The sequence below is a fragment of the Pseudomonas sp. AC169 genome (assembly GCF_979258515.1).
Genome location: NZ_OZ409866.1, coordinates 1,843,209 through 1,865,687 on the forward strand (window position 1 = coordinate 1,843,209; position 22,479 = coordinate 1,865,687).

At 55.2% G+C, this 22,479-nt stretch carries 33 protein-coding genes; 1 reads left to right on the plus strand and 32 read right to left on the minus strand.

Features of this window, described 5'->3' with window-relative positions; all coding sequences use genetic code 11:
- The first annotated feature begins 75 nt into the window (after nucleotides 1–75).
- A complete protein-coding gene (gene uvrA, locus ACZZ0G_RS08365) occupies nucleotides 76–2,910 on the plus strand; it encodes an excinuclease ABC subunit UvrA (RefSeq protein ID WP_108226292.1) in 2,835 nt (944 codons plus the stop codon).
- Between the two features lie 65 nt (nucleotides 2,911–2,975).
- Here the strand turns inward: uvrA and bfr are convergent, their stop codons facing one another.
- The 32 genes from bfr to fusA form a co-directional block, all read right to left on the minus strand.
- Nucleotides 2,976–3,443, minus strand: a complete 468-nt coding sequence (bfr, locus tag ACZZ0G_RS08370) for a bacterioferritin (RefSeq protein WP_016983567.1) — start codon at nucleotides 3,441–3,443, stop codon at nucleotides 2,976–2,978.
- A 149-nt stretch (nucleotides 3,444–3,592) separates the two neighbouring features.
- Nucleotides 3,593–5,047: a catalase gene (locus ACZZ0G_RS08375; RefSeq protein ID WP_463555877.1), complete on the minus strand. Its 1,455-nt coding sequence runs from the start codon at nucleotides 5,045–5,047 to the stop codon at nucleotides 3,593–3,595.
- 240 nt (nucleotides 5,048–5,287) lie between these two features.
- A complete protein-coding gene (rplQ, locus tag ACZZ0G_RS08380) occupies nucleotides 5,288–5,674 on the minus strand; it encodes a 50S ribosomal protein L17 (protein ID WP_003176402.1) in 387 nt (128 codons plus the stop codon).
- A 42-nt stretch (nucleotides 5,675–5,716) separates the two neighbouring features.
- Nucleotides 5,717–6,718: a DNA-directed RNA polymerase subunit alpha gene (locus tag ACZZ0G_RS08385; protein WP_003186012.1), complete on the minus strand. Its 1,002-nt coding sequence runs from the start codon at nucleotides 6,716–6,718 to the stop codon at nucleotides 5,717–5,719.
- 22 nt (nucleotides 6,719–6,740) lie between these two features.
- Nucleotides 6,741–7,361, minus strand: coding sequence for a 30S ribosomal protein S4 (gene rpsD, locus ACZZ0G_RS08390; RefSeq protein WP_003176404.1), 621 nt, complete (start codon nucleotides 7,359–7,361; stop codon nucleotides 6,741–6,743).
- 18 nt (nucleotides 7,362–7,379) lie between these two features.
- Nucleotides 7,380–7,769: a 30S ribosomal protein S11 gene (rpsK, locus tag ACZZ0G_RS08395; protein ID WP_002555466.1), complete on the minus strand. Its 390-nt coding sequence runs from the start codon at nucleotides 7,767–7,769 to the stop codon at nucleotides 7,380–7,382.
- A 30-nt stretch (nucleotides 7,770–7,799) separates the two neighbouring features.
- Nucleotides 7,800–8,156, minus strand: a complete 357-nt coding sequence (rpsM, locus tag ACZZ0G_RS08400; protein WP_009045849.1) for a 30S ribosomal protein S13 — start codon at nucleotides 8,154–8,156, stop codon at nucleotides 7,800–7,802.
- Between the two features lie 129 nt (nucleotides 8,157–8,285).
- On the minus strand, nucleotides 8,286–8,402 hold the full coding sequence (rpmJ, locus tag ACZZ0G_RS08405) for a 50S ribosomal protein L36 (RefSeq protein WP_002555468.1): 117 nt from the start codon (nucleotides 8,400–8,402) through the stop codon (nucleotides 8,286–8,288).
- Nucleotides 8,403–8,429: 27 nt separating this feature from the next.
- Nucleotides 8,430–9,758, minus strand: coding sequence for a preprotein translocase subunit SecY (gene secY / locus ACZZ0G_RS08410; protein WP_077574735.1), 1,329 nt, complete (start codon nucleotides 9,756–9,758; stop codon nucleotides 8,430–8,432).
- Complete coding sequence (gene rplO, locus ACZZ0G_RS08415) at nucleotides 9,759–10,196, minus strand: 50S ribosomal protein L15 (protein WP_003228720.1); 438 nt, start codon at nucleotides 10,194–10,196, stop codon at nucleotides 9,759–9,761.
- A gap of 3 nt (nucleotides 10,197–10,199) precedes the next feature.
- Nucleotides 10,200–10,376: a 50S ribosomal protein L30 gene (gene rpmD, locus ACZZ0G_RS08420; protein ID WP_003176408.1), complete on the minus strand. Its 177-nt coding sequence runs from the start codon at nucleotides 10,374–10,376 to the stop codon at nucleotides 10,200–10,202.
- 2 nt (nucleotides 10,377–10,378) lie between these two features.
- Entirely contained in the window at nucleotides 10,379–10,879 is a 501-nt protein-coding gene (rpsE, locus tag ACZZ0G_RS08425; protein ID WP_003186035.1) for a 30S ribosomal protein S5, read from the minus strand.
- A gap of 3 nt (nucleotides 10,880–10,882) precedes the next feature.
- Complete coding sequence (rplR, locus tag ACZZ0G_RS08430) at nucleotides 10,883–11,233, minus strand: 50S ribosomal protein L18 (protein WP_003186037.1); 351 nt, start codon at nucleotides 11,231–11,233, stop codon at nucleotides 10,883–10,885.
- 10 nt (nucleotides 11,234–11,243) lie between these two features.
- Complete coding sequence (gene rplF, locus ACZZ0G_RS08435) at nucleotides 11,244–11,777, minus strand: 50S ribosomal protein L6 (RefSeq protein ID WP_003176412.1); 534 nt, start codon at nucleotides 11,775–11,777, stop codon at nucleotides 11,244–11,246.
- A gap of 12 nt (nucleotides 11,778–11,789) precedes the next feature.
- The gene (gene rpsH, locus ACZZ0G_RS08440) at nucleotides 11,790–12,182 is read right to left on the minus strand and encodes a 30S ribosomal protein S8 (protein ID WP_016772944.1); all 393 of its coding nucleotides are present in this window, start codon (nucleotides 12,180–12,182) and stop codon (nucleotides 11,790–11,792) included.
- Nucleotides 12,183–12,391: 209 nt separating this feature from the next.
- A complete protein-coding gene (gene rpsN, locus ACZZ0G_RS08445; RefSeq protein WP_003228726.1) occupies nucleotides 12,392–12,697 on the minus strand; it encodes a 30S ribosomal protein S14 in 306 nt (101 codons plus the stop codon).
- Between the two features lie 13 nt (nucleotides 12,698–12,710).
- Complete coding sequence (rplE, locus tag ACZZ0G_RS08450) at nucleotides 12,711–13,250, minus strand: 50S ribosomal protein L5 (protein WP_003176415.1); 540 nt, start codon at nucleotides 13,248–13,250, stop codon at nucleotides 12,711–12,713.
- A gap of 20 nt (nucleotides 13,251–13,270) precedes the next feature.
- Complete coding sequence (gene rplX, locus ACZZ0G_RS08455; RefSeq protein ID WP_008081905.1) at nucleotides 13,271–13,585, minus strand: 50S ribosomal protein L24; 315 nt, start codon at nucleotides 13,583–13,585, stop codon at nucleotides 13,271–13,273.
- 11 nt (nucleotides 13,586–13,596) lie between these two features.
- The gene (gene rplN / locus ACZZ0G_RS08460) at nucleotides 13,597–13,965 is read right to left on the minus strand and encodes a 50S ribosomal protein L14 (RefSeq protein WP_002555479.1); all 369 of its coding nucleotides are present in this window, start codon (nucleotides 13,963–13,965) and stop codon (nucleotides 13,597–13,599) included.
- Between the two features lie 23 nt (nucleotides 13,966–13,988).
- Nucleotides 13,989–14,255 (minus strand): 30S ribosomal protein S17, encoded by a 267-nt coding sequence (gene rpsQ / locus ACZZ0G_RS08465; protein ID WP_003194644.1) that lies wholly within the window; start codon nucleotides 14,253–14,255, stop codon nucleotides 13,989–13,991.
- Between the two features lie 2 nt (nucleotides 14,256–14,257).
- The gene (gene rpmC, locus ACZZ0G_RS08470) at nucleotides 14,258–14,449 is read right to left on the minus strand and encodes a 50S ribosomal protein L29 (RefSeq protein WP_002555481.1); all 192 of its coding nucleotides are present in this window, start codon (nucleotides 14,447–14,449) and stop codon (nucleotides 14,258–14,260) included.
- Nucleotides 14,449–14,862 (minus strand): 50S ribosomal protein L16, encoded by a 414-nt coding sequence (gene rplP / locus ACZZ0G_RS08475; protein ID WP_007896757.1) that lies wholly within the window; start codon nucleotides 14,860–14,862, stop codon nucleotides 14,449–14,451. Before rplP ends, rpmC begins: the two co-directional genes overlap by 1 nt.
- A gap of 12 nt (nucleotides 14,863–14,874) precedes the next feature.
- A complete protein-coding gene (gene rpsC / locus ACZZ0G_RS08480) occupies nucleotides 14,875–15,561 on the minus strand; it encodes a 30S ribosomal protein S3 (protein WP_003176422.1) in 687 nt (228 codons plus the stop codon).
- 13 nt (nucleotides 15,562–15,574) lie between these two features.
- On the minus strand, nucleotides 15,575–15,907 hold the full coding sequence (gene rplV, locus ACZZ0G_RS08485; protein WP_003103908.1) for a 50S ribosomal protein L22: 333 nt from the start codon (nucleotides 15,905–15,907) through the stop codon (nucleotides 15,575–15,577).
- A gap of 11 nt (nucleotides 15,908–15,918) precedes the next feature.
- Nucleotides 15,919–16,194: a 30S ribosomal protein S19 gene (gene rpsS / locus ACZZ0G_RS08490; RefSeq protein WP_011336172.1), complete on the minus strand. Its 276-nt coding sequence runs from the start codon at nucleotides 16,192–16,194 to the stop codon at nucleotides 15,919–15,921.
- A 16-nt stretch (nucleotides 16,195–16,210) separates the two neighbouring features.
- The gene (gene rplB, locus ACZZ0G_RS08495; protein ID WP_003228734.1) at nucleotides 16,211–17,035 is read right to left on the minus strand and encodes a 50S ribosomal protein L2; all 825 of its coding nucleotides are present in this window, start codon (nucleotides 17,033–17,035) and stop codon (nucleotides 16,211–16,213) included.
- 14 nt (nucleotides 17,036–17,049) lie between these two features.
- The gene (gene rplW / locus ACZZ0G_RS08500) at nucleotides 17,050–17,349 is read right to left on the minus strand and encodes a 50S ribosomal protein L23 (RefSeq protein WP_002555488.1); all 300 of its coding nucleotides are present in this window, start codon (nucleotides 17,347–17,349) and stop codon (nucleotides 17,050–17,052) included.
- Entirely contained in the window at nucleotides 17,346–17,948 is a 603-nt protein-coding gene (gene rplD, locus ACZZ0G_RS08505) for a 50S ribosomal protein L4 (protein WP_007918468.1), read from the minus strand. The genes rplW and rplD overlap by 4 nt, the downstream gene beginning before the upstream one ends.
- A 12-nt stretch (nucleotides 17,949–17,960) precedes the next feature.
- The gene (gene rplC / locus ACZZ0G_RS08510) at nucleotides 17,961–18,596 is read right to left on the minus strand and encodes a 50S ribosomal protein L3 (RefSeq protein ID WP_003228738.1); all 636 of its coding nucleotides are present in this window, start codon (nucleotides 18,594–18,596) and stop codon (nucleotides 17,961–17,963) included.
- Nucleotides 18,597–18,676: 80 nt separating this feature from the next.
- Complete coding sequence (gene rpsJ, locus ACZZ0G_RS08515) at nucleotides 18,677–18,988, minus strand: 30S ribosomal protein S10 (protein ID WP_003186070.1); 312 nt, start codon at nucleotides 18,986–18,988, stop codon at nucleotides 18,677–18,679.
- Nucleotides 18,989–19,145: 157 nt separating this feature from the next.
- Nucleotides 19,146–20,339, minus strand: coding sequence for an elongation factor Tu (gene tuf / locus ACZZ0G_RS08520; RefSeq protein WP_095188538.1), 1,194 nt, complete (start codon nucleotides 20,337–20,339; stop codon nucleotides 19,146–19,148).
- Between the two features lie 31 nt (nucleotides 20,340–20,370).
- Complete coding sequence (gene fusA / locus ACZZ0G_RS08525) at nucleotides 20,371–22,476, minus strand: elongation factor G (protein ID WP_016984188.1); 2,106 nt, start codon at nucleotides 22,474–22,476, stop codon at nucleotides 20,371–20,373.
- Between the last annotated feature and the right edge of the window lie 3 nt (nucleotides 22,477–22,479).

The following is a 22,479-nucleotide window of genomic DNA, read 5'->3' on the forward strand; positions in this document are numbered from 1 at the left end:
CGTTTGATAGTGTGCATCCATCCAGTATTTGCCCGTATACTCCTACGTTTTCGACGCCCGCCGAGCGAGGCCACTTTGGACAAGATCCTGATACGTGGGGCCCGTACCCACAACCTGAAGAACATCGACCTGACCCTGCCACGGGACAAGCTGATCGTCATCACCGGCCTGTCCGGATCCGGCAAGTCGTCCCTGGCCTTCGATACGCTGTACGCCGAAGGTCAGCGCCGCTATGTCGAATCGCTGTCGGCCTATGCCCGCCAGTTCCTGTCGATGATGGAAAAACCTGACGTCGACACCATCGAAGGCCTGTCGCCAGCGATCTCCATCGAACAGAAGTCGACCTCGCACAACCCGCGCTCCACGGTCGGCACCATCACCGAAATCTACGACTACCTGCGTCTGCTCTATGCTCGCGTGGGTACGCCGCGCTGCCCGGATCACGACATTCCGCTGGAAGCGCAGACCGTCAGCCAGATGGTCGATCTGGTCCTTGCGCAGCCGGAAGGCAGCAAACTGATGTTGCTGGCGCCGGTGATCCGCGAGCGCAAAGGCGAACACCTTTCGGTCTTCGAAGAGCTGCGCGCCCAGGGTTTCGTTCGCGCCCGCGTCAATGGCCGTATCTGCGAGCTCGACGAACTGCCGAAACTGGATAAACAGAAGAAGCACTCGATCGATGTGATCGTCGACCGCTTCAAGGTTCGCGCCGATTTGCAGCAGCGCCTGGCCGAGTCTTTTGAGACCGCGCTGAAACTGGCAGACGGCATCGCCCTGGTCGCGCCGATGGACGACGAGCCGGGCGAAGAGATGATCTTCTCCGCGCGCTTCGCCTGCCCGATTTGCGGCCATGCGATCAGCGAGCTGGAGCCGAAGCTGTTCTCCTTCAACAACCCGGCCGGTGCCTGCCCGACTTGCGATGGCCTAGGCGTGAAGCAGTTCTTCGACATCAAGCGGCTGGTCAACGGCGATCTAACCTTGGCCGAGGGAGCGATTCGCGGTTGGGACCGGCGCAACGTCTATTACTTCCAGATGCTCGGTTCACTGGCCTCGCACTACGGCTTCAGCCTCGAAGTACCGTTCAACGAACTGCCGGCCGATCAGCAGAAATTCATCCTGCATGGCAGCGGCTCGCAGAACGTCGACTTCAAATACCTCAACGACCGTGGCGATATCGTCAAACGCTCGCACCCGTTCGAGGGCATCGTGCCGAACCTGGAGCGCCGCTACCGCGAAACCGAGTCGGCGAGCGTGCGCGAAGAGCTGGCCAAGTTCCTCAGCACTCAGTCCTGCCCAGACTGCCGCGGCACGCGCCTGCGTCGTGAAGCGCGGCACGTGTGGGTTGGCGAGAAAACGCTGCCAGCGGTGACCAATCTGCCGATCGGCGATGCCTGCGAATACTTCGGCGAGCTGAAGATGACCGGCCGCCGTGGCGAGATCGCTGACAAGATCCTCAAGGAAATCCGTGAGCGCCTGCAGTTCCTCGTCAACGTCGGTCTCGATTATCTGTCGCTCGATCGCAGTGCAGACACCCTGTCCGGTGGCGAGGCGCAACGGATTCGTCTGGCCAGCCAGATCGGCGCAGGCCTGGTGGGGGTTTTGTACATCCTCGACGAACCGTCCATTGGCTTGCACCAGCGTGACAATGATCGACTCCTTGGCACGCTCAAACATTTGCGCGATATCGGCAACACGGTGATTGTGGTCGAGCACGACGAAGACGCGATTCGCCTGGCGGACTATGTCGTGGATATCGGCCCGGGTGCCGGTGTGCATGGCGGGCAGATCGTTGCCGAAGGTACCCCGGCCGAAGTCATGGCACACCCTGATTCCCTCACCGGTAAATACCTGTCGGGCCGGGTGAAGATCGAGGTGCCGGCCAAACGTACGCCGCGCAACAAGAAACTCAATCTGTCGCTCAAAGGCGCGCGTGGCAACAACCTGCGCAATGTCGACCTGGACATCCCGATTGGCTTGCTGACTTGCGTCACCGGCGTGTCCGGCTCGGGCAAATCAACGCTGATCAACAACACGCTGTTCCCGCTGAGCGCCACGGCTCTCAACGGCGCGACCACCCTGGAAGCAGCGGCGCACGACAGCATCAAAGGCCTGGAGCATCTCGACAAAGTCGTCGACATCGACCAGAGCCCGATCGGTCGTACACCGCGCTCCAATCCGGCGACGTACACCGGGTTGTTCACGCCGATCCGCGAACTATTTGCCGGCGTGCCCGAGTCTCGCTCTCGCGGCTACGGCCCAGGGCGTTTTTCGTTCAACGTCAAGGGAGGTCGTTGCGAAGCGTGTCAGGGCGATGGTCTGATCAAGGTGGAAATGCACTTCCTGCCGGACATCTACGTGCCGTGCGACGTGTGCAAGAGCAAGCGCTACAACCGCGAAACCCTTGAAATCAAATACAAGGGCAAGAGCATCCACGAAACCCTCGAGATGACCATCGAAGAGGCCCGGGTGTTCTTCGACGCGGTGCCGGCGCTGGCGCGCAAACTACAAACGTTGATGGACGTCGGCCTGTCGTACATCAAGCTCGGCCAGTCGGCGACGACGTTGTCCGGTGGTGAAGCGCAGCGGGTCAAGTTGTCGCGAGAGCTGTCCAAGCGTGACACCGGCAAGACCCTGTACATCCTCGACGAGCCAACCACCGGGTTGCACTTTGCGGATATCCAGCAATTGCTCGACGTCCTGCACCGCCTGCGCGACCACGGCAACACCGTGGTGGTGATCGAACACAACCTCGACGTGATCAAGACGGCCGACTGGCTGGTCGATCTCGGGCCAGAGGGTGGCTCCAAAGGTGGGCAGATCATTGCCACCGGCACGCCTGAGGATGTGGCCGAGATGAAGCAATCTCACACAGGCCATTACCTCAAGCCGTTGCTGATCCGTGATCGGGCTTAAACGCCAAGCATGAAAAAGCCCCTGTCACTTCATCAGTGACAGGGGCTTTTTTATATCTCCTGCAATCAGGACGCGTGGGACTGCAGGTAGTTCTCGAGACCGATAAGCTTGATCAGGCCCAACTGCTTTTCCAGCCAGTAAGTGTGATCTTCTTCGGTATCGTTGAGCTGAACCCGCAGGATCTCGCGGCTGACATAATCTTTGTGCTGTTCGCAGAGTTCGATGCCTTTGCACAGCGCAGCGCGGACTTTGTACTCAAGGCGCAGATCCGCTTCAAGCATCTCCGGAACAGTGGTGCCAACATCCAAGTCATCCGGACGCATGCGCGGCGTACCTTCGAGCATCAGAATCCGGCGCATCAACGCATCAGCATGGCCCGCTTCTTCTTCCATCTCGTGGTTGATTCGCTCGTAGAGCTTGGTGAACCCCCAGTCCTCATACATCCGCGAATGAACGAAATATTGATCACGCGCGGCCAGTTCGCCGGTCAGCAACGTGTTGAGGTAATCGATTACGTCTGGGTGGCCTTGCATCGCCCTACATCTCCCTACTTGAAAGTCTGTAGTTTGAACCAACCTGACCGGAAGGTCACCCGATTCGCGCAATAAAAGCGAAGATATTCTTAGAAAACCAGCCTAAATAACGCAAAAACCGCCCAAATGAGGGCGGTTCTGCTTCTCGTTTAGACTTCGTTAAGCTGTACGTTGAGCAGCTTTGCGATTGCTTCTCCATACGCCGGGTCGGCCTTGTAGAAATGCTGCAACTGGCGATCGACTACATCAGTCGAAACTCCGCCCATCGCACCAGCGATGTTGCTGACCAGCAACGCTTTCTGCTCGTCACTCATCAGGCGGAACAGCGCACCGGCATGGCTGTAGTAATCGGTGTCTTCGCGGTGATCGTAGCGATCAGCTGCACCGCTCAGGGCCAGCGCAGGCTCGGCGTAATGCGGAGCTTGTTTCGGCGATTCGATGTAGCTGTTCGGTTCGTAGTTAGGCGCAGCACCACCATTGCTGCCAAACGCCATTGAGCCATCACGTTGGTAAGTGTTCACCGGACTACGTGGCGCGTTCACCGGCAACTGCTGGTGATTGGTGCCGACACGGTAGCGGTGTGCATCGGCGTAAGCGAATACGCGACCTTGCAGCATGCGGTCCGGCGAGAGACCAACGCCTGGCACCATGTTGCTCGGGCCGAACGCCGCCTGCTCAACTTCAGCGAAGTAGTTCAGCGGGTTGCGGTTCAGCTCCAGCTCACCGACTTCGATCAGCGGAAACTCCTTCTGCGACCAGGTCTTGGTCACGTCAAACGGGTTCTCGTAATGCGCTGCGGCCTGGGCCTCAGTCATGATCTGGATGCATACGCGCCATTTCGGGAAATCGCCGCGCTCAATCGCTTCGAACAGATCGCGCTGGGCGTAATCCGGATCAGTGCCGGCCAGACGTGCTGCATCTGCGGGGGCGAGATTCTTGATGCCCTGTTTGGTTTTGTAGTGCCATTTCACCCAGTGACGCTCGCCTTGGGCGCTGATCAGGCTGTAAGTGTGGCTGCCGAAGCCGTGCATGTGCCGGTAACCGTCAGGAATGCCACGGTCGGAGAACAGAATGGTCACCTGGTGCAGTGCTTCAGGCGAATGCGACCAGAAGTCCCACATCATCTGCGCGCTTTTCAGGTTGCTTTGCGGCAGACGTTTTTGCGTGTGGATAAAGTCAGGGAATTTCAGTGGATCGCGAATGAAGAACACCGGCGTGTTGTTGCCAACGATGTCCCAGTTGCCTTCCTCAGTGTAGAACTTCAGCGCAAAACCGCGCGGATCGCGTTCGGTATCGGCTGAACCGCGCTCACCACCTACCGTCGAGAAACGCAGGAACGTCGGAGTTTGCTTGCCGACAGTTTCGAACAGTTTGGCGCTGGTGTACTCAGTAATGTCGCGAGTCACGGTGAAGGTACCGTATGCACCCGAGCCTTTAGCGTGTACTCGGCGCTCAGGAATGTTTTCACGGTTGAAATGGGCAAGCTTCTCGAGCAAGTGAAAATCGTCGAGCAGCAGCGGGCCACGAGGGCCGGCGGAGCGAGAATTCTGATTATCAGCGACAGGAGCGCCACTGGCGGTCGTAAGCGTTTTGATCTGGCTCATACGGTCTTCTTCCTCTGTCAGTCTTGGAACTGCCGGCTAATCGGCTTGGTGGGAAGTATTGATCATCAACGTTACACCTACAAATTCATTAACTCGTAGACATCGATAGATAATTACTAATTATATTTCCCAGCCCATAATGACAACTGAATGGTGTCAGAAGCTTGTACGAACAGCGCATTTTCTTGCAGACACAAAAAACCGGGCACTAGGCCCGGTTCTTCGTTTCAGACTGACGTCTTACTCGGCGGATACAGCTTCGCCAGCAGTAGCACGATCAACCAACTCGACGTACGCCATAGGCGCGTTGTCGCCAGCGCGGAAACCGCACTTGAGGATGCGCAGGTAGCCACCCTCACGGGTAGCGTAACGCTTGCCCAGGTCGTTGAAGAGCTTACCAACGATAGCTTTCGAACGAGTACGGTCGAAAGCCAGACGGCGGTTAGCCAGGCTGTCTGTCTTGGCCAGAGTGATCAGCGGCTCAGCAACGCGACGCAGTTCTTTGGCTTTTGGCAGAGTAGTTTTGATCAGCTCGTGCTCGAACAGCGACACCGCCATGTTTTGGAACATGGCCTTGCGGTGCGAGCTGGTGCGGCTCAGGTGACGACCACTTTTACGATGACGCATGGTTCATTCCTTACCAAACACTACGTTCGGTGATTACGACGATCAGGCAGTCGCCTTGTCGTCCTTCTTAAGACTTGCAGGCGGCCAGTTGTCGAGGCGCATGCCGAGGGACAGACCGCGGGAGGCCAGAACGTCCTTGATTTCAGTCAAGGATTTCTTGCCCAGGTTCGGAGTCTTCAACAGCTCTACTTCGGTACGCTGAATCAGGTCGCCGATGTAGTAGATGTTTTCCGCCTTAAGGCAGTTAGCCGAACGTACAGTCAGTTCCAGATCGTCAACCGGGCGAAGCAGGATCGGATCGATCTCGTCTTCCTGCTCGACAACCACTGGCTCACTGTCACCCTTGAGGTCGACGAACGCAGCCAACTGCTGTTGCAGGATGGTTGCAGCGCGGCGGATAGCCTCTTCAGGATCCAGAGTACCGTTGGTTTCCAGATCAATAACCAGCTTGTCCAGGTTGGTACGCTGCTCGACACGGGCGTTTTCCACCACGTATGCAATACGGCGAACCGGGCTGAACGAAGAGTCAAGCTGCAAGCGACCGATGCTGCGGCTTTCGTCTTCATCGCTCTGACGCGAGTCGGCTGGTTCATAACCACGACCACGAGCTACGGTGAGCTTCATGTTCAGGGCGCCGTTAGACGCCAGGTTAGCGATTACGTGATCGGGATTAACGATCTCGACATCATGATCCAGCTGAATATCGGCAGCGGTAACCACCCCCGAACCCTTCTTCGACAAGGTCAGCGTAACTTCGTCACGACCGTGCAGCTTGATGGCCAGACCTTTAAGGTTCAACAGGATTTCAATTACGTCTTCCTGTACACCTTCGATGGCGCTGTACTCGTGGAGCACACCGTCAATCTCGGCCTCGACTACTGCGCAGCCGGGCATTGAGGACAACAGGATGCGTCGCAGCGCGTTGCCCAGGGTGTGGCCAAAACCACGCTCGAGAGGCTCGAGAGTGATCTTGGCGCGGGTTGGACTGACAACCTGCACATCAATGTGGCGGGGTGTCAGGAACTCATTTACCGAAATCTGCATGGATGCACCTATTTTCTAGCCCTTACTTGGAGTAGAGCTCGACAATCAGGCTTTCGTTGATGTCGGCGGACAGATCACTGCGAGCAGGAACGTTCTTGAAAACGCCCGACTTCTTCTCAGTGTCTACTTCTACCCATTCTACGCGGCCACGTTGGGCACACAGATCGAGAGCTTGGACAATGCGAAGTTGGTTTTTTGCTTTCTCGCGAACTGCAACCACGTCACCAGCACGAACCTGATACGACGGAACGTTTACGGTCTGACCGTTAACGCTGATCGACTTGTGCGATACCAGCTGACGGGATTCGGCACGAGTCGAACCAAAGCCCATACGGTATACAACGTTGTCCAGACGGCATTCGAGCAGTTGCAGCAGGTTTTCACCGGTTGCACCTTTCTTGCCAGCAGCTTCTTTGTAGTAGCCGCTGAATTGACGCTCGAGAACGCCGTAGATACGACGGACCTTCTGCTTTTCACGCAGTTGGGTGCCGTAATCGGACTGGCGACCGCGGCGTTGGCCGTGGATACCAGGTGCTGCTTCAATGTTGCACTTCGATTCGATCGCGCGCACGCCGCTCTTCAGGAAGAGATCGGTGCCTTCGCGACGAGCGAGTTTGCATTTTGGACCAATGTAACGAGCCATTCTTTACAATCTCCTGGATTACACGCGGCGCTTCTTCGGCGGACGGCACCCGTTGTGCGGGATTGGCGTCACGTCGGTGATGCTGGCGATCTTATAGCCACAGCCGTTCAATGCACGGACAGCGGACTCACGACCTGGACCTGGACCTTTGACGTTAACGTCGAGGTTTTTCAGGCCATATTCCAGCGCAGCTTGACCAGCACGTTCAGCAGCTACTTGAGCAGCAAACGGGGTGGACTTGCGGGAACCGCGGAAACCCGAACCACCGGAGGTAGCCCAAGAAAGCGCGTTACCTTGACGGTCGGTGATGGTCACGATGGTGTTGTTAAAAGAAGCATGGATGTGGGCGATGCCATCAACCACTGTCTTTTTAACTTTTTTACGAGGACGAGCAGCAGGTTTTGCCATGATTAATTTCCTGTCGATTCGCGTGGGCGATTACTTGCGGATCGGCTTACGCGGACCTTTACGGGTACGCGCGTTAGTCTTGGTACGCTGACCGCGTACTGGAAGACCACGACGATGACGCAGACCACGGTAGCAACCGAGGTCCATCAAACGCTTGATTTTCATGTTGATTTCGCGACGCAGGTCACCTTCAGTGGTGAACTTCGCCACTTCGCCACGCAACTGCTCAATCTGCTCGTCGCTCAGATCTTTAATCTTTGCGGCTGGGTTTACCCCAGTCTCTGCGCAAATTTTCTGCGCAGTAGTGCGACCAACACCATAGATGTAGGTCAGCGAGATAACAGTGTGCTTGTTATCTGGAATGTTAACGCCTGCAATACGGGCCATTCAGTGGGACTCCAATTGACAGCTACCTACGCCCCGGAAGCCAAGAAATAGGGCGCGAGATAATATCGCTGTAATAACAAATAATCAACCCGGCAGCGCACTAGCTGCCGGGCTTCAAGCAGATCACACTCAGCCTTGGCGCTGTTTGTGACGCGGTTCCGCGCTGCAAATTACTCGAACAACACCTTCGCGGCGAATAATCTTGCAGTTACGGCACAGCTTTTTCACCGATGCACGAACTTTCATCACCAACTCCTCGAACCTTATGGGTACTCAGCGCAACATGCCGCTGCCGTAACCCTTCAGGTTGGCTTTCTTCATCAGGGATTCGTACTGGTGCGAAACGAGGTGCGATTGTACTTGGGACATGAAGTCCATCACAACCACGACCACGATCAGCAACGAGGTCCCGCCAAGGTAGAACGGAACGTTTGCTGCAACCACCAGGAACTGGGGCAACAGGCACACGGCCGTCATGTAAAGAGCACCGAACATGGTCAAGCGAGTCAGAACGCCATCAATATAGCGCGCAGACTGCTCACCTGGACGGATGCCCGGAATAAAGGCACCGGACTTCTTCAGGTTTTCCGCTACGTCTTTCGGATTGAACATCAACGCCGTATAGAAGAAGCAGAAGAAAATAATCCCTGCACTAAACAGCAGAATATTCAACGGCTGACCAGGAGCGATCGACTGCGAGATGTCCTGCAACCAGCCCATACCTTCAGACTGACCGAACCAGGCACCCAACGAAGCCGGGAACAGCAAAATGCTGCTCGCGAAAATAGCCGGAATAACACCGGCCATGTTCACCTTCAACGGTAGGTGGCTAGTCTGCGCAGCAAAAACCTTGCGGCCCTGCTGACGCTTGGCGTAGTGAACAGCAATACGACGCTGACCACGCTCAATGAACACCACGAAACCGATAATCGCTACTGCCAGCAAACCGATGGCAACCAAGGCGAAGATGTTGATATCACCCTGACGTGCAGACTCGAAAGACTGCCCGATTGCTCTCGGAAGACCGGCGACGATACCCGAAAAAATCAACATCGAGATACCGTTGCCTACACCACGCTCAGTAATCTGCTCACCCAGCCACATCATGAACATCGCACCAGCCACAAAAGTGGATACCGCGACGAAATGGAAGCCAAAGTCACCAGTGAACGCAACACCCTGCCCCGCCAGACCAATGGACATGCCAATAGCCTGAACGAGAGCGAGGATGACGGTGCCGTAGCGGGTGTACTGGCTGATCTTGCGACGGCCAGCTTCACCTTCCTTCTTCAACTGCTCCAGCTGCGGGCTGACGGCGGTCATCAGTTGCATGATGATCGATGCCGAAATGTACGGCATGATCCCCAGTGCAAAGATGCTCATCCGTTCTAGCGCGCCGCCAGAGAACATGTTGAACAAGCTAAGAATGGTCCCCTCATTCTGTCGAAACAGGTCTGCGAGTCGGTCCGGGTTGATACCTGGAACCGGGATGTGTGCGCCTATTCGGTAGACGATAATCGCCAGGAACAGAAAACGCAGACGAGCCCAGAGTTCAGACATACCGCCTTTGCCGAGCGCAGAGAGAGCACCTTGCTTAGCCATTTATTCCTCGAACTTGCCGCCAGCTGCTTCGATAGCCGCACGCGCACCTTTGGTGGCGCCGATTCCCTTGCCGATAGTGACAGCGCGAGTCACTTCACCGGACAGCATGATTTTCACACGCTGTACGTTGACGTTGATCACGTTGGCATCTTTCAGGGACTGCACGGTGACGATGTCGCCTTCCACTTTAGCCAGCTCGGACAGACGCACTTCTGCGCGGTCCATGGCTTTCAGGGAAACGAAACCGAACTTCGGCAGGCGACGATGCAGCGGCTGTTGACCGCCTTCAAAGCCTGGAGCAATGGTGCCACCGGAGCGGGAGGTCTGACCTTTGTGACCACGGCCACCAGTCTTACCCAAACCGCTACCGATACCACGGCCCGGACGATGCTTTTCGCGACGGGAACCCGGCGCTGGACTCAGATCATTGAGTTTCATCGATTAACCCTCGACACGCAGCATGTAGTAAGCCTTGTTGATCATCCCGCGATTCTCGGGAGTATCCTGGACTTCTACAGTGTGACCGATGCGACGCAGACCCAGACCCTTAACGCACAGTTTGTGGTTAGGGATGCGGCCGGTCATGCTTTTGATCAGCGTTACTTTAACGGTAGCCATGATCAGAAGATCTCCTTGACGCTTTTGCCACGCTTGGCGGCAATGGATTCAGGAGACTGCATAGCTTTCAAACCTTTGAAAGTGGCGTGAACCACGTTTACCGGGTTAGTCGAGCCGTAGCACTTGGCCAGAACGTTCTGAACGCCAGCAACTTCGAGGACAGCACGCATAGCGCCGCCAGCGATGATACCGGTACCTTCAGAAGCAGGCTGCATGTACACCTTCGAAGCGCCGTGAGCGGACTTCATTGCGTACTGCAGAGTGGTGCCGTTCAGATCAACTTGGATCATGTTGCGGCGAGCAGCTTCCATTGCCTTCTGGATCGCAGCAGGCACTTCACGCGACTTGCCACGGCCGAAGCCAACACGCCCTTTACCATCACCAACCACGGTCAACGCGGTGAAAGTGAAGATACGGCCGCCTTTAACGGTTTTGGCTACGCGGTTAACTTGAACCAGCTTCTCAATGTAGCCTTCGTCGCGCTTTTGGTCGTTATTTGACATAACTTAGAACTCCAGCCCAGCTTCACGAGCAGCATCAGCCAGCGCTTTAACGCGGCCGTGGTACTTGAAGCCAGAGCGGTCGAAAGCCACTTGCGAGACGCCAGCGGCCTTAGCACGCGTAGCGACCAGCTGGCCAACCTTTGTGGCCGCGTCGATGTTGCCAGTGGCGCCATCACGCAGTTCTTTATCCAAAGTCGAGGCACTTGCCAGGACTTTGTTGCCGTCGGCCGAGATGACCTGGGCGTAGATGTGCTGCGACGAGCGGAACACGCAGAGACGCACGACTTCGAGTTCGTGCATTTTCAGGCGTGCTTTGCGAGCGCGACGCAGTCGAGTAACTTTTTTGTCGGTCATTTGCTATGCCCTACTTCTTCTTGGCTTCTTTACGACGGACGACTTCGTCCGCGTAGCGCACACCTTTGCCTTTGTACGGCTCTGGTGGACGGAAGTCGCGGATCTCAGCGGCCACTTGACCTACCAGCTGCTTGTCGATGCCCTTGATCAGGATATCGGTCTGGCTAGGGGTCTCAGCGGTGATGCCTTCCGGCAGTTCGTAATCCACTGGGTGCGAGAAGCCAAGGGCAAGGTTCAGAACCGTGCCTTTTGCTTGCGCTTTGTAACCAACACCGACCAGCTGGAGCTTGCGCTCGAAGCCTTGGCTTACGCCTTGGACCATGTTGTTTACCAACGCACGCGTGGTACCGGCCATTGCGCGAGTTTGTTGATCGCCATTGCGAGCAGCGAAACGCAGCTCACCAGCTTCTTCAACAATCTCAACGGACGAATGGATGTTCAGTTCAAGAGTACCCTTGGCACCCTTCACCGAAAGCTGTTGGCCTGCGAATTTTACTTCGACACCGGCTGGCAGCTTAACGGGGTTCTTAGCGACGCGAGACATGCTTATCCCCCCTTAGAACACAGTGCAAAGAACTTCGCCGCCGACACCGGCAGCGCGCGCAGCACGATCCGTCATCACACCTTTGTTGGTGGAGACGATAGACACGCCAAGACCGCCACGAACTTTCGGCAGATCTTCAACGGACTTGTACTGACGCAGGCCTGGACGACTAACGCGCTTCACTTCTTCGATAACCGGACGGCCTTCGAAGTACTTCAGCGAGATGGACAGCGACGGCTTAGCGTCGGTGGTGATCTGAAAATCCGCGATGTAACCTTCGTCCTTCAGGACTTTTGCTACAGCAGCCTTCAACGTGGAAGACGGCATGCTTACGACAGACTTTTCAGCCATCTGGGCATTACGGATTCGAGTTAGCATGTCCGCTAACGGGTCCTGCATACTCATGGGCTAGACGCTCCTAATACAGAAAAATTAGCCTTGCGGCTACTACTTGTCGCCGAGAACTTCCGGGTATGAAAAACACGGGCTCAGGCGAGCCGGTCATTCTAGACACACCCCAGAAATGAATCAAGCCCCAAAAGGGGCTTGATTCAGATTCAAGGCCACCGATGGTCAGGTTCTTGCGAACCCGAACATCGAGACTTTGACAGCAATTACCAGCTGGCTTTAACCAGACCTGGTACGTCACCACGCATTGCAGCTTCACGCAGCTTGTTACGGCCAAGGCCGAACTTGCGGTAAACGCCGTGCGGACGACCAGTCAGACGGCAACGGTTACGCATGCGCGAAGCGCTTGCGTCACGTGGTTGCTTCTGCAGAGCTACGGTAGCTTCCCAACGCGCTTCTGGACTTGCGTTCAGATCAACGATGATAGCTTTCAGCGCTGCACGCTTGGTGGCGTACTTGGCAACGGTGAGCTGACGCTTCAGCTCACGGTTTTTCATGCTCTTCTTGGCCATTTTCCTACTCCAATCAGTTGCGGAACGGGAATTTGAAAGCACGCAGCAAAGCGCGGCCTTCATCATCGTTCTTGGCAGTGGTGGTCAGGGTAATGTCCAGACCGCGGAGAGCATCGATCTTGTCGTAGTCGATTTCCGGGAAAATGATCTGCTCTTTCACGCCCATGCTGTAGTTACCACGACCGTCGAAGGACTTGGCATTCAGGCCGCGGAAGTCGCGAACCCGAGGCAGGGAGATCGACAGCAGACGATCCAGGAACTCATACATACGCTCACGGCGCAGAGTCACCTTGACGCCGATCGGCCATCCTTCACGGACTTTAAAGCCAGCGATAGATTTACGAGCGTAGGTCACAACGACTTTTTGGCCGGTGATCTTTTCCAGGTCAGCAACAGCATGCTCGATGACTTTTTTGTCACCAACAGCTTCGCCCAGACCCATGTTCAGGGTGATTTTTGTAACGCGTGGAACTTCCATCACGTTCGAAAGCTTAAGTTCTTCCTTAAGCTTCGGTGCGATTTCCTTCCAGTAAATCTCTTTTAGTCGTGCCATGGTCTTCTACCTAGCAGTGTTCAAGCATCAACCGCTTTTTGGGTCGACTTGAAGACACGAATTTTCTTGCCGTCTTCTACTTTGAAACCAACGCGGTCAGCCTTGTTGGTTTCGCCGTTGAAAATGGCGACGTTAGAAGCGTCCAGTGGAGCTTCTTTTTCGACGATACCGCCTTGCACGCCCGACATCGGGTTAGGCTTGGTATGACGCTTGACCAGGTTCAGACCGCTGATAACCAGACGGTTATTAGCAAGAACCTTAAGCACCTTACCGCGCTTACCTTTGTCTTTGCCGGCGATCACGATGATCTCGTCGTCACGACGAATCTTTTGCATGTCGGATCTCCTTACAGCACTTCTGGGGCGAGCGAGACGATCTTCATGAACTTCTCAGTACGAAGTTCACGGGTCACTGGCCCAAAGATACGGGTGCCGATCGGCTCTTGCTTGTTGTTCAGAAGAACAGCAGCGTTGCCATCAAAGCGGATAATGGAGCCATCAGCACGACGTACGCCGTGACGAGTGCGGACTACAACAGCAGTCATCACTTGGCCTTTTTTCACTTTACCGCGAGGAATTGCTTCCTTCACGGTAACTTTGATGATGTCACCGATACCAGCGTAACGACGATGGGAGCCACCCAGCACCTTGATGCACATAACACGGCGAGCGCCGCTGTTATCGGCCACATCGAGCATGGATTGAGTCTGAATCATATAATTTCTCCGACCCCTAGTCCTTAGACTTCCACAGCGCGTTCGAGAACATCAACCAGCGCCCAAGACTTGGTCTTGGCCATAGGACGAGTTTCACGAATAGTGACTTTGTCGCCGATGTGGCACTGGTTGGTTTCGTCGTGCGCGTGCAGCTTAGTCGAACGCTTAACGTATTTACCGTAGATCGGGTGCTTTACGCGACGCTCGATCAATACGGTGATGGTTTTGTCCATCTTGTCGCTGACAACACGGCCAGTCAGCGTACGGACAGTTTTTTCGGCTTCAGCCATGATCACTTACCTGCCTGCTGGTTGAGCACAGTCTTCACGCGAGCGATGTCACGCTTAACTTGCGAGAGCAGATGAGACTGCCCCAACTGGCCAGTTGCTTTCTGCATACGCAGATTGAACTGGTCGCGCAGCAAGCCGAGCAGTTGCTCGTTCAGCTGCTGTGCGGATTTTTCACGAAGTTCATTCGCTTTCATCACATCACCGTCCGTTTAACAAAGGCGGTGGCGAGCGGCAGCTTTGCAGCAGCCAGGGCAAAAGCCTCACGCGCCAGCTCTTCAGAAACACCCTCGATTTCATACAGGACTTTGCCTGGCTGAATCTGGGCAACCCAGTACTCCACACTACCCTTACCTTTACCCATACGAACTTCGAGGGGCTTTTTGGAAATAGGCTTGTCCGGGAATACACGGATCCAGATCTTGCCGCCACGTTTAACGTGACGGGTCAGAGCACGACGCGCTGACTCGATCTGACGAGCGGTGAGACGACCACGAGCTACAGACTTCAACGCGAACTCGCCGAAGCTGACTTTGCTACCGCGCTGAGCCAGACCACGGTTGTGGCCTGTCATCTGCTTGCGGAACTTCGTACGCTTAGGTTGCAACATTTGGCGTACCCCTTACTTAGCAGCTTTTTTACGAGGCGCTGGTGCTTGTGGTTTCAGCTCTTCTTGGCGACCACCAATTACTTCGCCTTTGAAGATCCAAACCTTTACACCGATCACACCGTAAGTGGTGTGAGCTTCGTAGTTGGCATAGTCGATGTCGGCACGCAGGGTGTGCAATGGCACACGACCTTCGCGATACCATTCAGTACGTGCGATTTCAGCACCGCCGAGACGACCGCTCACTTGGATTTTGATGCCCTTGGCACCAATGCGCATGGCGTTCTGAACTGCGCGCTTCATAGCGCGACGGAACATTACACGACGCTCCAGCTGCTGAGCTACGCTCTGCGCAACCAGCATACCGTCGAGCTCCGGCTTGCGGATCTCTTCGATATTGATGTGCACAGGCACACCCATTTGCTTGGTCAGGTCCTGACGCAGTTTCTCAACATCTTCACCTTTCTTCCCGATAACGATACCTGGACGAGCGGTGTGGATGGTGATACGTGCAGTTTGGGCCGGACGATGGATATCGATACGGCTTACGGACGCGCTTTTTAGTTTGTCTTGGAGATACTCACGCACTTTCAGATCTGCGAACAAGTAGTCCGCATAAGTCCGACCGTCTGCGTACCAGACGGAGGTGTGCTCCTTGACGATTCCCAGGCGAATGCCAATGGGATGTACTTTCTGACCCATCTCTTCGACTCCGTTACTTGTCAGCAACCTTGACAGTGATATGGCAAGACCGCTTGACGATGCGATCAGCACGGCCTTTGGCACGTGGCATGATGCGCTTCAGCGAACGCCCTTCGTTGACGAAAACGGTGCTGACCTTCAGGTCATCAACGTCTGCGCCTTCGTTATGCTCGGCGTTGGCTACGGCCGACTCCAGCACTTTCTTCATGATCTCGGCGGCTTTCTTACTGCTGAAAGCCAACAAGTTGAGCGCTTCGCCCACCTTCTTCCCGCGGATCTGGTCGGCGACCAAGCGGGCTTTCTGGGCGGAGATTCGAGCGCCCGACAACTTAGCGGCTACTTCCATTTCCTAACCCCTTAACGCTTGGCTTTCTTGTCAGCCACGTGCCCGCGATAGTTGCGGGTACCGGCGAACTCGCCCAGTTTGTGGCCGACCATGTCTTCGTTAACGAGAACTGGGACGTGCTGACGACCGTTGTGTACTGCGATGGTCAGACCGACCATTTGTGGCAGGATCATCGAACGACGCGACCAAGTCTTAATTGGTTTGCGATCGTTCTTTTCCGCCGCCACTTCGATCTTCTTCAGTAGGTGAAGATCAATAAAAGGACCTTTTTTCAGAGAACGTGGCACTGTCGTATCCCTCTATTTACTTGCGACGACGGACGATCATTTTGTCGGTACGCTTATTACCACGAGTCTTCGCGCCCTTAGTCGGGAAGCCCCATGGCGATACCGGATGACGACCACCAGAGGTACGACCTTCACCACCACCATGTGGGTGGTCAACCGGGTTCATGGCAACACCACGAACGGTTGGGCGAACGCCACGCCAGCGCTTGGCACCAGCTTTACCCAGCGAACGCAGGCTGTGCTCGGAGTTCGAGACTTCGCCCAGGGTCGCACGGCATTCAGCCAGTACTTTACGCATTTCACCGGAACGCAGACGCAGGGTAACGTAAACGCCTTCACGAGCGATCAGCTGAGCCGAAGCACCAGCGGAACGAGCGATCTGTGCGCCTTTACCTGGCTTCAGTTCGATGCCGTGTACGGTAGAACCAACTGGAATGTTGCGCAGTTGCAGAGCGTTGCCTGGCTTGATTGGAGCCAGAGCGCCTGCGATCAGCTGGTCGCCAGCACTCACGCCTTTAGGGGCGATGATGTAGCGGCGCTCGCCGTCTGCGTAGCAGAGCAGTGCGATGTGAGCAGTACGGTTTGGATCGTATTCGATACGCTCGACAGTGGCGACGATGCCATCTTTGTCGTTGCGACGGAAATCGACCATACGATAATGCTGCTTATGACCACCACCGATGTGACGCGTGGTAATACGGCCATTGTTGTTACGACCACCAGTCTTCGATTTTTTCTCGAGCAGCGGTGCGTGAGGAGCGCCTTTATGCAGCTCCTGGTTGACCACCTTGACCACAAAACGGCGGCCAGGGGAAGTCGGTTTGCATTTAACGATTGCCATGATGCACCCCTTCCTTACTCAGCACTGCTGCTGAAATCGAGATCTTGGCCTGGCTGAAGGGAGATAACTGCCTTCTTCCAGTCATTACGCTTGCCCAGACCGCGAGCTGTGCGCTTGCTCTTACCCAGAACGTTCAGGGTAGTAACACGCTCAACTTTCACGCTGAACAGGCTTTCGACGGCCTTCTTGATTTCCAGCTTGGTTGCGTCAGTTGCAACCTTGAAAACGAACTGGCCTTTCTTGTCAGCCAGAACCGTAGCCTTCTCGGAAACGTGCGGGCCAAGCAGAACTTTAAATACGCGTTCCTGGTTCATCCCAGCAGCTCCTCGAATTTCTTCACGGCCGACACGGTGATCAACACCTTGTCGTATGCGATCAGACTAACTGGATCGGAACCTTGAACGTCACGTACATCTACGTGCGGCAGGTTACGAGCAGCCAGGTACAGGTTCTGATCAACAGCGTCCGACACGATCAAAACGTCGGTCAGGCTCATGTTGTTCAGCTTGCCCAGCAGATCTTTGGTTTTCGGAGTTTCAACAGCGAAATCCTGAACCACGACCAGACGATCAGTACGCACCAGCTCAGCAAGGATGGAACGCATTGCTGCGCGATACATCTTCTTGTTCAGCTTCTGGGAGTGATCCTGTGGACGTGCTGCAAAAGTGGTACCGCCGCCACGCCAGATTGGGCTACGGATAGTACCGGCACGAGCACGGCCAGTACCTTTCTGACGCCATGGGCGCTTACCGCCACCACGAACGTCGGAACGGGTCTTTTGCTGCTTGGTACCTTGACGGCCGCCGGCCATGTAGGCCACGACTGCTTGGTGAACCAGCGTCTCGTTGAATTCGCCGCCAAATGTCAGTTCGGAAACTTCGATCGCTTGAGCGTCATTTACATTTAATTGCATGTCAGCTTCCCCTTAACCGCGAGCCTTGGCTGCTGGACGTACAACCAGGTTGCCGCCAGTAGCGCCAGGAACAGCACCCTTGACCAACAACAGATTGCGTTCAGCGTCCACGCGCACTACTTCCAGGGACTGCACGGTCACGCGCTCAGCGCCCATATGACCGGACATTTTTTTGCCCTTGAATACACGACCAGGAGTCTGGCACTGGCCGATAGAGCCTGGGACGCGGTGGGATACGGAGTTACCGTGGGTGTTATCTTGCCCGCGGAAATTCCAACGCTTGATCGTACCCTGGAAGCCTTTACCTTTGGACTGACCGGTTACATCAACCAGTTGACCAGCGGCAAAGATTTCAGCGTTGATCAGATCGCCAGCCTGGTACTCGCCTTCTTCAAGACGGAATTCCATGGTAGTGCGACCAGCGGCAACGTTCGCTTTAGCGAAGTGGCCAGCCTGAGCTGCTGTTACACGCGAAGCACGACGCTCGCCGACAGTGACTTGCACTGCACGATAGCCATCGGTCTCTTCAGTTTTGAACTGGGTGACGCGATTCGGTTCGATCTCAATGACCGTGACCGGAATGGAGACACCTTCTTCGGTGAAAATACGGGTCATACCGCATTTACGACCGACTACACCAATAGTCATGTTGTAAACCTCATGAGTGTACGGGGCTTTCACCCGCTATGGCCGCCCATTTCAGAGCGTTACACGACTAAGACCGAGTCTTAGCCGAGGCTGATCTGCACTTCCACACCGGCCGCAAGATCAAGCTTCATAAGTGCATCAACGGTTTTATCCGTTGGCTGGACGATGTCCAGAACGCGCTTATGAGTGCGGATCTCGTACTGGTCACGCGCGTCTTTGTTGACGTGCGGAGAAACCAGAACGGTGAACCGCTCTTTACGGGTAGGCAGTGGAATTGGACCACGCACTTGAGCACCAGTACGTTTCGCGGTTTCCACGATTTCCTGGGTTGATTGGTCGATCAGGCGATGGTCAAAAGCCTTCAACCTGATACGGATTTGCTGATTTTGCATTGGATTTCAGACTCCGGCTGCTATTCCCACCGAGCGCAATACGCCCGTTAAAAGGAGGCGCAATTCTATAGACGCCCCAGATAGGTGTCAACCCAATAAAAAAGCCCCCGCTGAGCGGGGGCCTTTTCAATTCAACAAGCAAACTCTATAAAAGAGATTACTCGATGATTTTGGCTACGACGCCAGCGCCGACGGTACGACCGCCTTCACGGATAGCGAAACGCAGACCGTCTTCCATCGCGATGGTTTTGATCAGGGTAACAGTCATCTGAATGTTGTCACCTGGCATTACCATTTCAACGCCTTCTGGCAGCTCGCAGTTACCAGTCACGTCAGTTGTACGGAAGTAGAACTGTGGACGGTAGCCTTTGAAGAACGGAGTGTGACGACCGCCTTCTTCCTTGCTCAGAACGTAAACTTCTGCGGTGAACTTGGTGTGCGGCTTAACCGAACCCGGCTTAACCAGAACCTGACCACGCTCAACGTCGTCACGCTTGGTACCACGCAGCAGAACGCCGCAGTTCTCGCCAGCACGACCTTCGTCGAGCAGCTTGCGGAACATTTCAACACCGGTGCAGGTGGTGACGGTAGTGTCACGCAGACCAACGATTTCCAGTGGATCCTGAACGCGAACGATACCGCGCTCGATACGACCAGTCACAACAGTACCGCGACCGGAGATCGAGAACACGTCTTCGATCGGCATCAGGAATGGCTTGTCGATCATACGAACTGGCTCAGGGATGTAGGTATCCAGAGTTTCAACCAGTTTACGAACGGCAGTGGTGCCCATTTCGTTGTCGTCTTTGCCTTCCAGAGCCATACGAGCCGAACCGATGATGATCGGAGTGTCGTCGCCTGGGAAGTCATAGGTGGACAGCAGGTCGCGAACTTCCATCTCAACCAGTTCCAGCAGCTCAGCGTCGTCTACCAGGTCAGCCTTGTTCAGGAAAACCACGATGTACGGAACGCCTACCTGACGGGACAGCAGGATGTGCTCACGGGTTTGTGGCATCGGACCATCAGCGGCCGAGCAAACCAGGATCGCGCCGTCCATCTGGGCAGCACCAGTAATCATGTTCTTCACGTAGTCAGCGTGACCTGGGCAGTCAACGTGAGCGTAGTGACGAATTGTCGAGTTGTACTCAACGTGAGCGGTGTTGATGGTGATACCGCGAGCTTTTTCTTCTGGAGCGCTGTCGATCTTGTCGAAGTCAACGATTGCAGAACCGAAAACTTCGGAGCAAACGCGAGTCAGAGCAGCAGTCAGAGTGGTTTTACCGTGGTCAACGTGACCAATGGTGCCAACGTTGACGTGCGGTAGGGAACGATCAAATTTTTCTTTAGCCACGACAATTAACTCCTAGCCTAAAGGGGCTGAATCAGCCTTGTTTTTTGGTTACGGATTCGACGATGTGCGACGGAGCCGTATCGTATTTTTTGAATTCCATAGAGTAGCTTGCGCGACCCTGAGACATGGAACGAACGTCGGTCGCATAACCGAACATCTCACCCAGTGGAACTTCGGCGCGGATAACCTTGCCGGACACTGTGTCTTCCATACCCTGGATCATGCCGCGACGACGGTTAAGGTCGCCCATTACATCACCCATATAGTCTTCAGGCGTAACAACCTCTACAGCCATGATCGGCTCAAGCAACTCACCACCGCCCTTCTGGGCCAGCTGCTTGGTCGCCATGGAGGCAGCCACTTTAAACGCCATCTCGTTGGAGTCGACGTCGTGGTAAGAACCATCGAACACGGTAGCCTTCAGGCCGATCAGCGGATAGCCGGCAACAACGCCGTTCTTCATCTGCTCTTCGATACCCTTCTGGATAGCCGGGATGTATTCCTTAGGAACCACACCACCTACAACTTCGTTCACGAATTGCAGACCTTCCTGACCTTCGTCAGCAGGAGCAAAACGGATCCAGCAGTGGCCGAACTGACCACGACCGCCGGACTGACGAACGAACTTGCCTTCGATTTCACAGTTCTTCGTGATGCGCTCACGATACGAAACCTGAGGCTTGCCGATGTTGGCTTCGACGTTGAACTCACGGCGCATCCGGTCAACCAGGATGTCCAGGTGCAGCTCGCCCATGCCGGAGATGATCGTTTGACCAGTCTCTTCATCAGTTTTAACGCGGAAAGACGGGTCTTCCTGAGCAAGTTTGCCCAGAGCGATACCCATTTTTTCCTGGTCATCCTTGGTCTTAGGCTCTACGGCAACCGAAATAACCGGCTCCGGGAAGTCCATGCGAACCAGGATGATTGGCTTGTCAGCGTTGCAGAGGGTTTCACCAGTGGTGACGTCCTTCATGCCGATCAGGGCCGCGATGTCACCAGCGCGTACTTCCTTGATCTCTTCACGGGCGTTTGCGTGCATTTGCACCATACGACCCACGCGCTCTTTTTTACCTTTAACCGAGTTGATCACGCCGTCGCCGGAGTTCAACACGCCCGAGTAAACACGGACGAAGGTCAAGGTACCCACGAATGGGTCGGTAGCGATCTTGAACGCCAGAGCCGAGAACGGCTCCGCATCGTCTGCATGACGCTCCAGCTCGATTTCCTCGTTATCAGGGTCAGTACCCTTGATCGCAGGAATGTCGGTCGGTGCAGGCAGGAAGTCGATAACGGCGTCGAGAACCAGGGGAACACCCTTGTTCTTGAAGGAAGAACCGCAAACAGCCAGAACGATTTCGCCGGCGATAGTACGCTGACGCAAAGCAGCCTTGATCTCTTCGATCGACAGCTCTTCGCCTTCAAGGTACTTGTTCATCAGCTCTTCGTTGGCTTCAGCAGCAGCTTCGACCATGTTGTTGCGCCACTCTTCAGCCAGCTCTTGGAGCTCAGCAGGAATGTCCTTGCGAACAGGGACCATACCTTTGTCAGAGTCATTCCAGTAGACAGCTTGCATGTTGATCAGATCGATCTGACCCTGGAAGTTGTCTTCGGAACCGATAGCCAACTGGATTGGCACCGGAGTGTGACCCAGACGCTGCTTGATCTGACCGATCACGCGCAGGAAGTTGGCGCCAGCACGGTCCATCTTGTTTACGTAAACAAGACGTGGAACGCCGTACTTGTTGGCTTGACGCCATACGGTTTCCGACTGAGGCTCAACACCCGAAGTACCGCAGAACACGACGACAGCGCCGTCGAGTACGCGCAGGGAGCGTTCAACTTCAATAGTGAAGTCAACGTGGCCCGGGGTATCGATTACGTTGAAGCGATGCTCGTCTTTGTACTGCTTCTCGGAACCTTTCCAGAAGGCGGTGATTGCAGCAGAAGTAATGGTAATACCACGCTCCTGCTCCTGCACCATCCAGTCTGTGGTCGCGGCGCCATCATGCACCTCGCCCATTTTGTGACTTTTGCCGGTGTAAAAAAGGACGCGCTCGGTGGTGGTGGTTTTACCAGCATCCACGTGAGCGACGATACCGATGTTACGGTAGCGGCTAATCGGAGTAGTACGAGCCATAAA

Excerpts from the sequence above, each read along its gene's own strand:
- rplD (WP_007918468.1), bottom strand. The coding sequence starts at position 17,948 with ATGCAATTAAATGTAAATGACGCTCAAGCGATCGAAGTTTCCGAACTG.
- rplQ (WP_003176402.1), bottom strand. The coding sequence starts at position 5,674 with ATGCGTCATCGTAAAAGTGGTCGTCACCTGAGCCGCACCAGCTCGCAC.
- ACZZ0G_RS08375 (WP_463555877.1), bottom strand. The coding sequence starts at position 5,047 with ATGAGCCAGATCAAAACGCTTACGACCGCCAGTGGCGCTCCTGTCGCT.
- rpmC (WP_002555481.1), bottom strand. The coding sequence starts at position 14,449 with ATGAAAGCGAATGAACTTCGTGAAAAATCCGCACAGCAGCTGAACGAG.
- rpsK (WP_002555466.1), bottom strand. The coding sequence starts at position 7,769 with ATGGCAAAACCTGCTGCTCGTCCTCGTAAAAAAGTTAAAAAGACAGTG.
- ACZZ0G_RS08385 (WP_003186012.1), bottom strand. The coding sequence starts at position 6,718 with ATGCAGATTTCGGTAAATGAGTTCCTGACACCCCGCCACATTGATGTG.
- rplR (WP_003186037.1), bottom strand. The coding sequence starts at position 11,233 with ATGACCGACAAAAAAGTTACTCGACTGCGTCGCGCTCGCAAAGCACGC.
- rplE (WP_003176415.1), bottom strand. The coding sequence starts at position 13,250 with ATGGCACGACTAAAAGAGATTTACTGGAAGGAAATCGCACCGAAGCTT.
- rpmD (WP_003176408.1), bottom strand. The coding sequence starts at position 10,376 with ATGGCTACCGTTAAAGTAACGCTGATCAAAAGCATGACCGGCCGCATC.
- rpsH (WP_016772944.1), bottom strand. The coding sequence starts at position 12,182 with ATGAGTATGCAGGACCCGTTAGCGGACATGCTAACTCGAATCCGTAAT.
- rpsQ (WP_003194644.1), bottom strand. The coding sequence starts at position 14,255 with ATGGCTGAAGCCGAAAAAACTGTCCGTACGCTGACTGGCCGTGTTGTC.
- rpsM (WP_009045849.1), bottom strand. The coding sequence starts at position 8,156 with ATGGCCCGTATTGCAGGCGTTAACATTCCAGATAACAAGCACACTGTT.
- rplP (WP_007896757.1), bottom strand. The coding sequence starts at position 14,862 with ATGTTGCAACCTAAGCGTACGAAGTTCCGCAAGCAGATGACAGGCCAC.
- rplN (WP_002555479.1), bottom strand. The coding sequence starts at position 13,965 with ATGATTCAGACTCAATCCATGCTCGATGTGGCCGATAACAGCGGCGCT.
- rpsJ (WP_003186070.1), bottom strand. The coding sequence starts at position 18,988 with ATGCAAAATCAGCAAATCCGTATCAGGTTGAAGGCTTTTGACCATCGC.
- fusA (WP_016984188.1), bottom strand. The coding sequence starts at position 22,476 with ATGGCTCGTACTACTCCGATTAGCCGCTACCGTAACATCGGTATCGTC.
- rplW (WP_002555488.1), bottom strand. The coding sequence starts at position 17,349 with ATGAACCAGGAACGCGTATTTAAAGTTCTGCTTGGCCCGCACGTTTCC.
- rpsD (WP_003176404.1), bottom strand. The coding sequence starts at position 7,361 with ATGGCTCGTTACATTGGTCCAAAATGCAAACTCGCTCGTCGCGAAGGC.
- secY (WP_077574735.1), bottom strand. The coding sequence starts at position 9,758 with ATGGCTAAGCAAGGTGCTCTCTCTGCGCTCGGCAAAGGCGGTATGTCT.
- rpsN (WP_003228726.1), bottom strand. The coding sequence starts at position 12,697 with ATGGCCAAGAAGAGCATGAAAAACCGTGAGCTGAAGCGTCAGCTCACC.
- bfr (WP_016983567.1), bottom strand. The coding sequence starts at position 3,443 with ATGCAAGGCCACCCAGACGTAATCGATTACCTCAACACGTTGCTGACC.
- rpsE (WP_003186035.1), bottom strand. The coding sequence starts at position 10,879 with ATGTCAAATAACGACCAAAAGCGCGACGAAGGCTACATTGAGAAGCTG.
- rpmJ (WP_002555468.1), bottom strand. The coding sequence starts at position 8,402 with ATGAAAGTTCGTGCATCGGTGAAAAAGCTGTGCCGTAACTGCAAGATT.
- rplF (WP_003176412.1), bottom strand. The coding sequence starts at position 11,777 with ATGTCTCGCGTCGCTAAGAACCCCGTTAAGCTGCCAGCCGGTGTCGAA.
- rplV (WP_003103908.1), bottom strand. The coding sequence starts at position 15,907 with ATGGAAGTAGCCGCTAAGTTGTCGGGCGCTCGAATCTCCGCCCAGAAA.
- rplB (WP_003228734.1), bottom strand. The coding sequence starts at position 17,035 with ATGGCAATCGTTAAATGCAAACCGACTTCCCCTGGCCGCCGTTTTGTG.
- rplO (WP_003228720.1), bottom strand. The coding sequence starts at position 10,196 with ATGAAACTCAATGATCTGAGTCCAGCGCCGGGTTCCCGTCGCGAAAAG.
- rpsC (WP_003176422.1), bottom strand. The coding sequence starts at position 15,561 with ATGGGTCAGAAAGTACATCCCATTGGCATTCGCCTGGGAATCGTCAAG.
- rplC (WP_003228738.1), bottom strand. The coding sequence starts at position 18,596 with ATGACTATTGGTGTAGTCGGTCGTAAATGCGGTATGACCCGTATTTTC.
- rplX (WP_008081905.1), bottom strand. The coding sequence starts at position 13,585 with ATGCAAAAGATTCGTCGTGACGACGAGATCATCGTGATCGCCGGCAAA.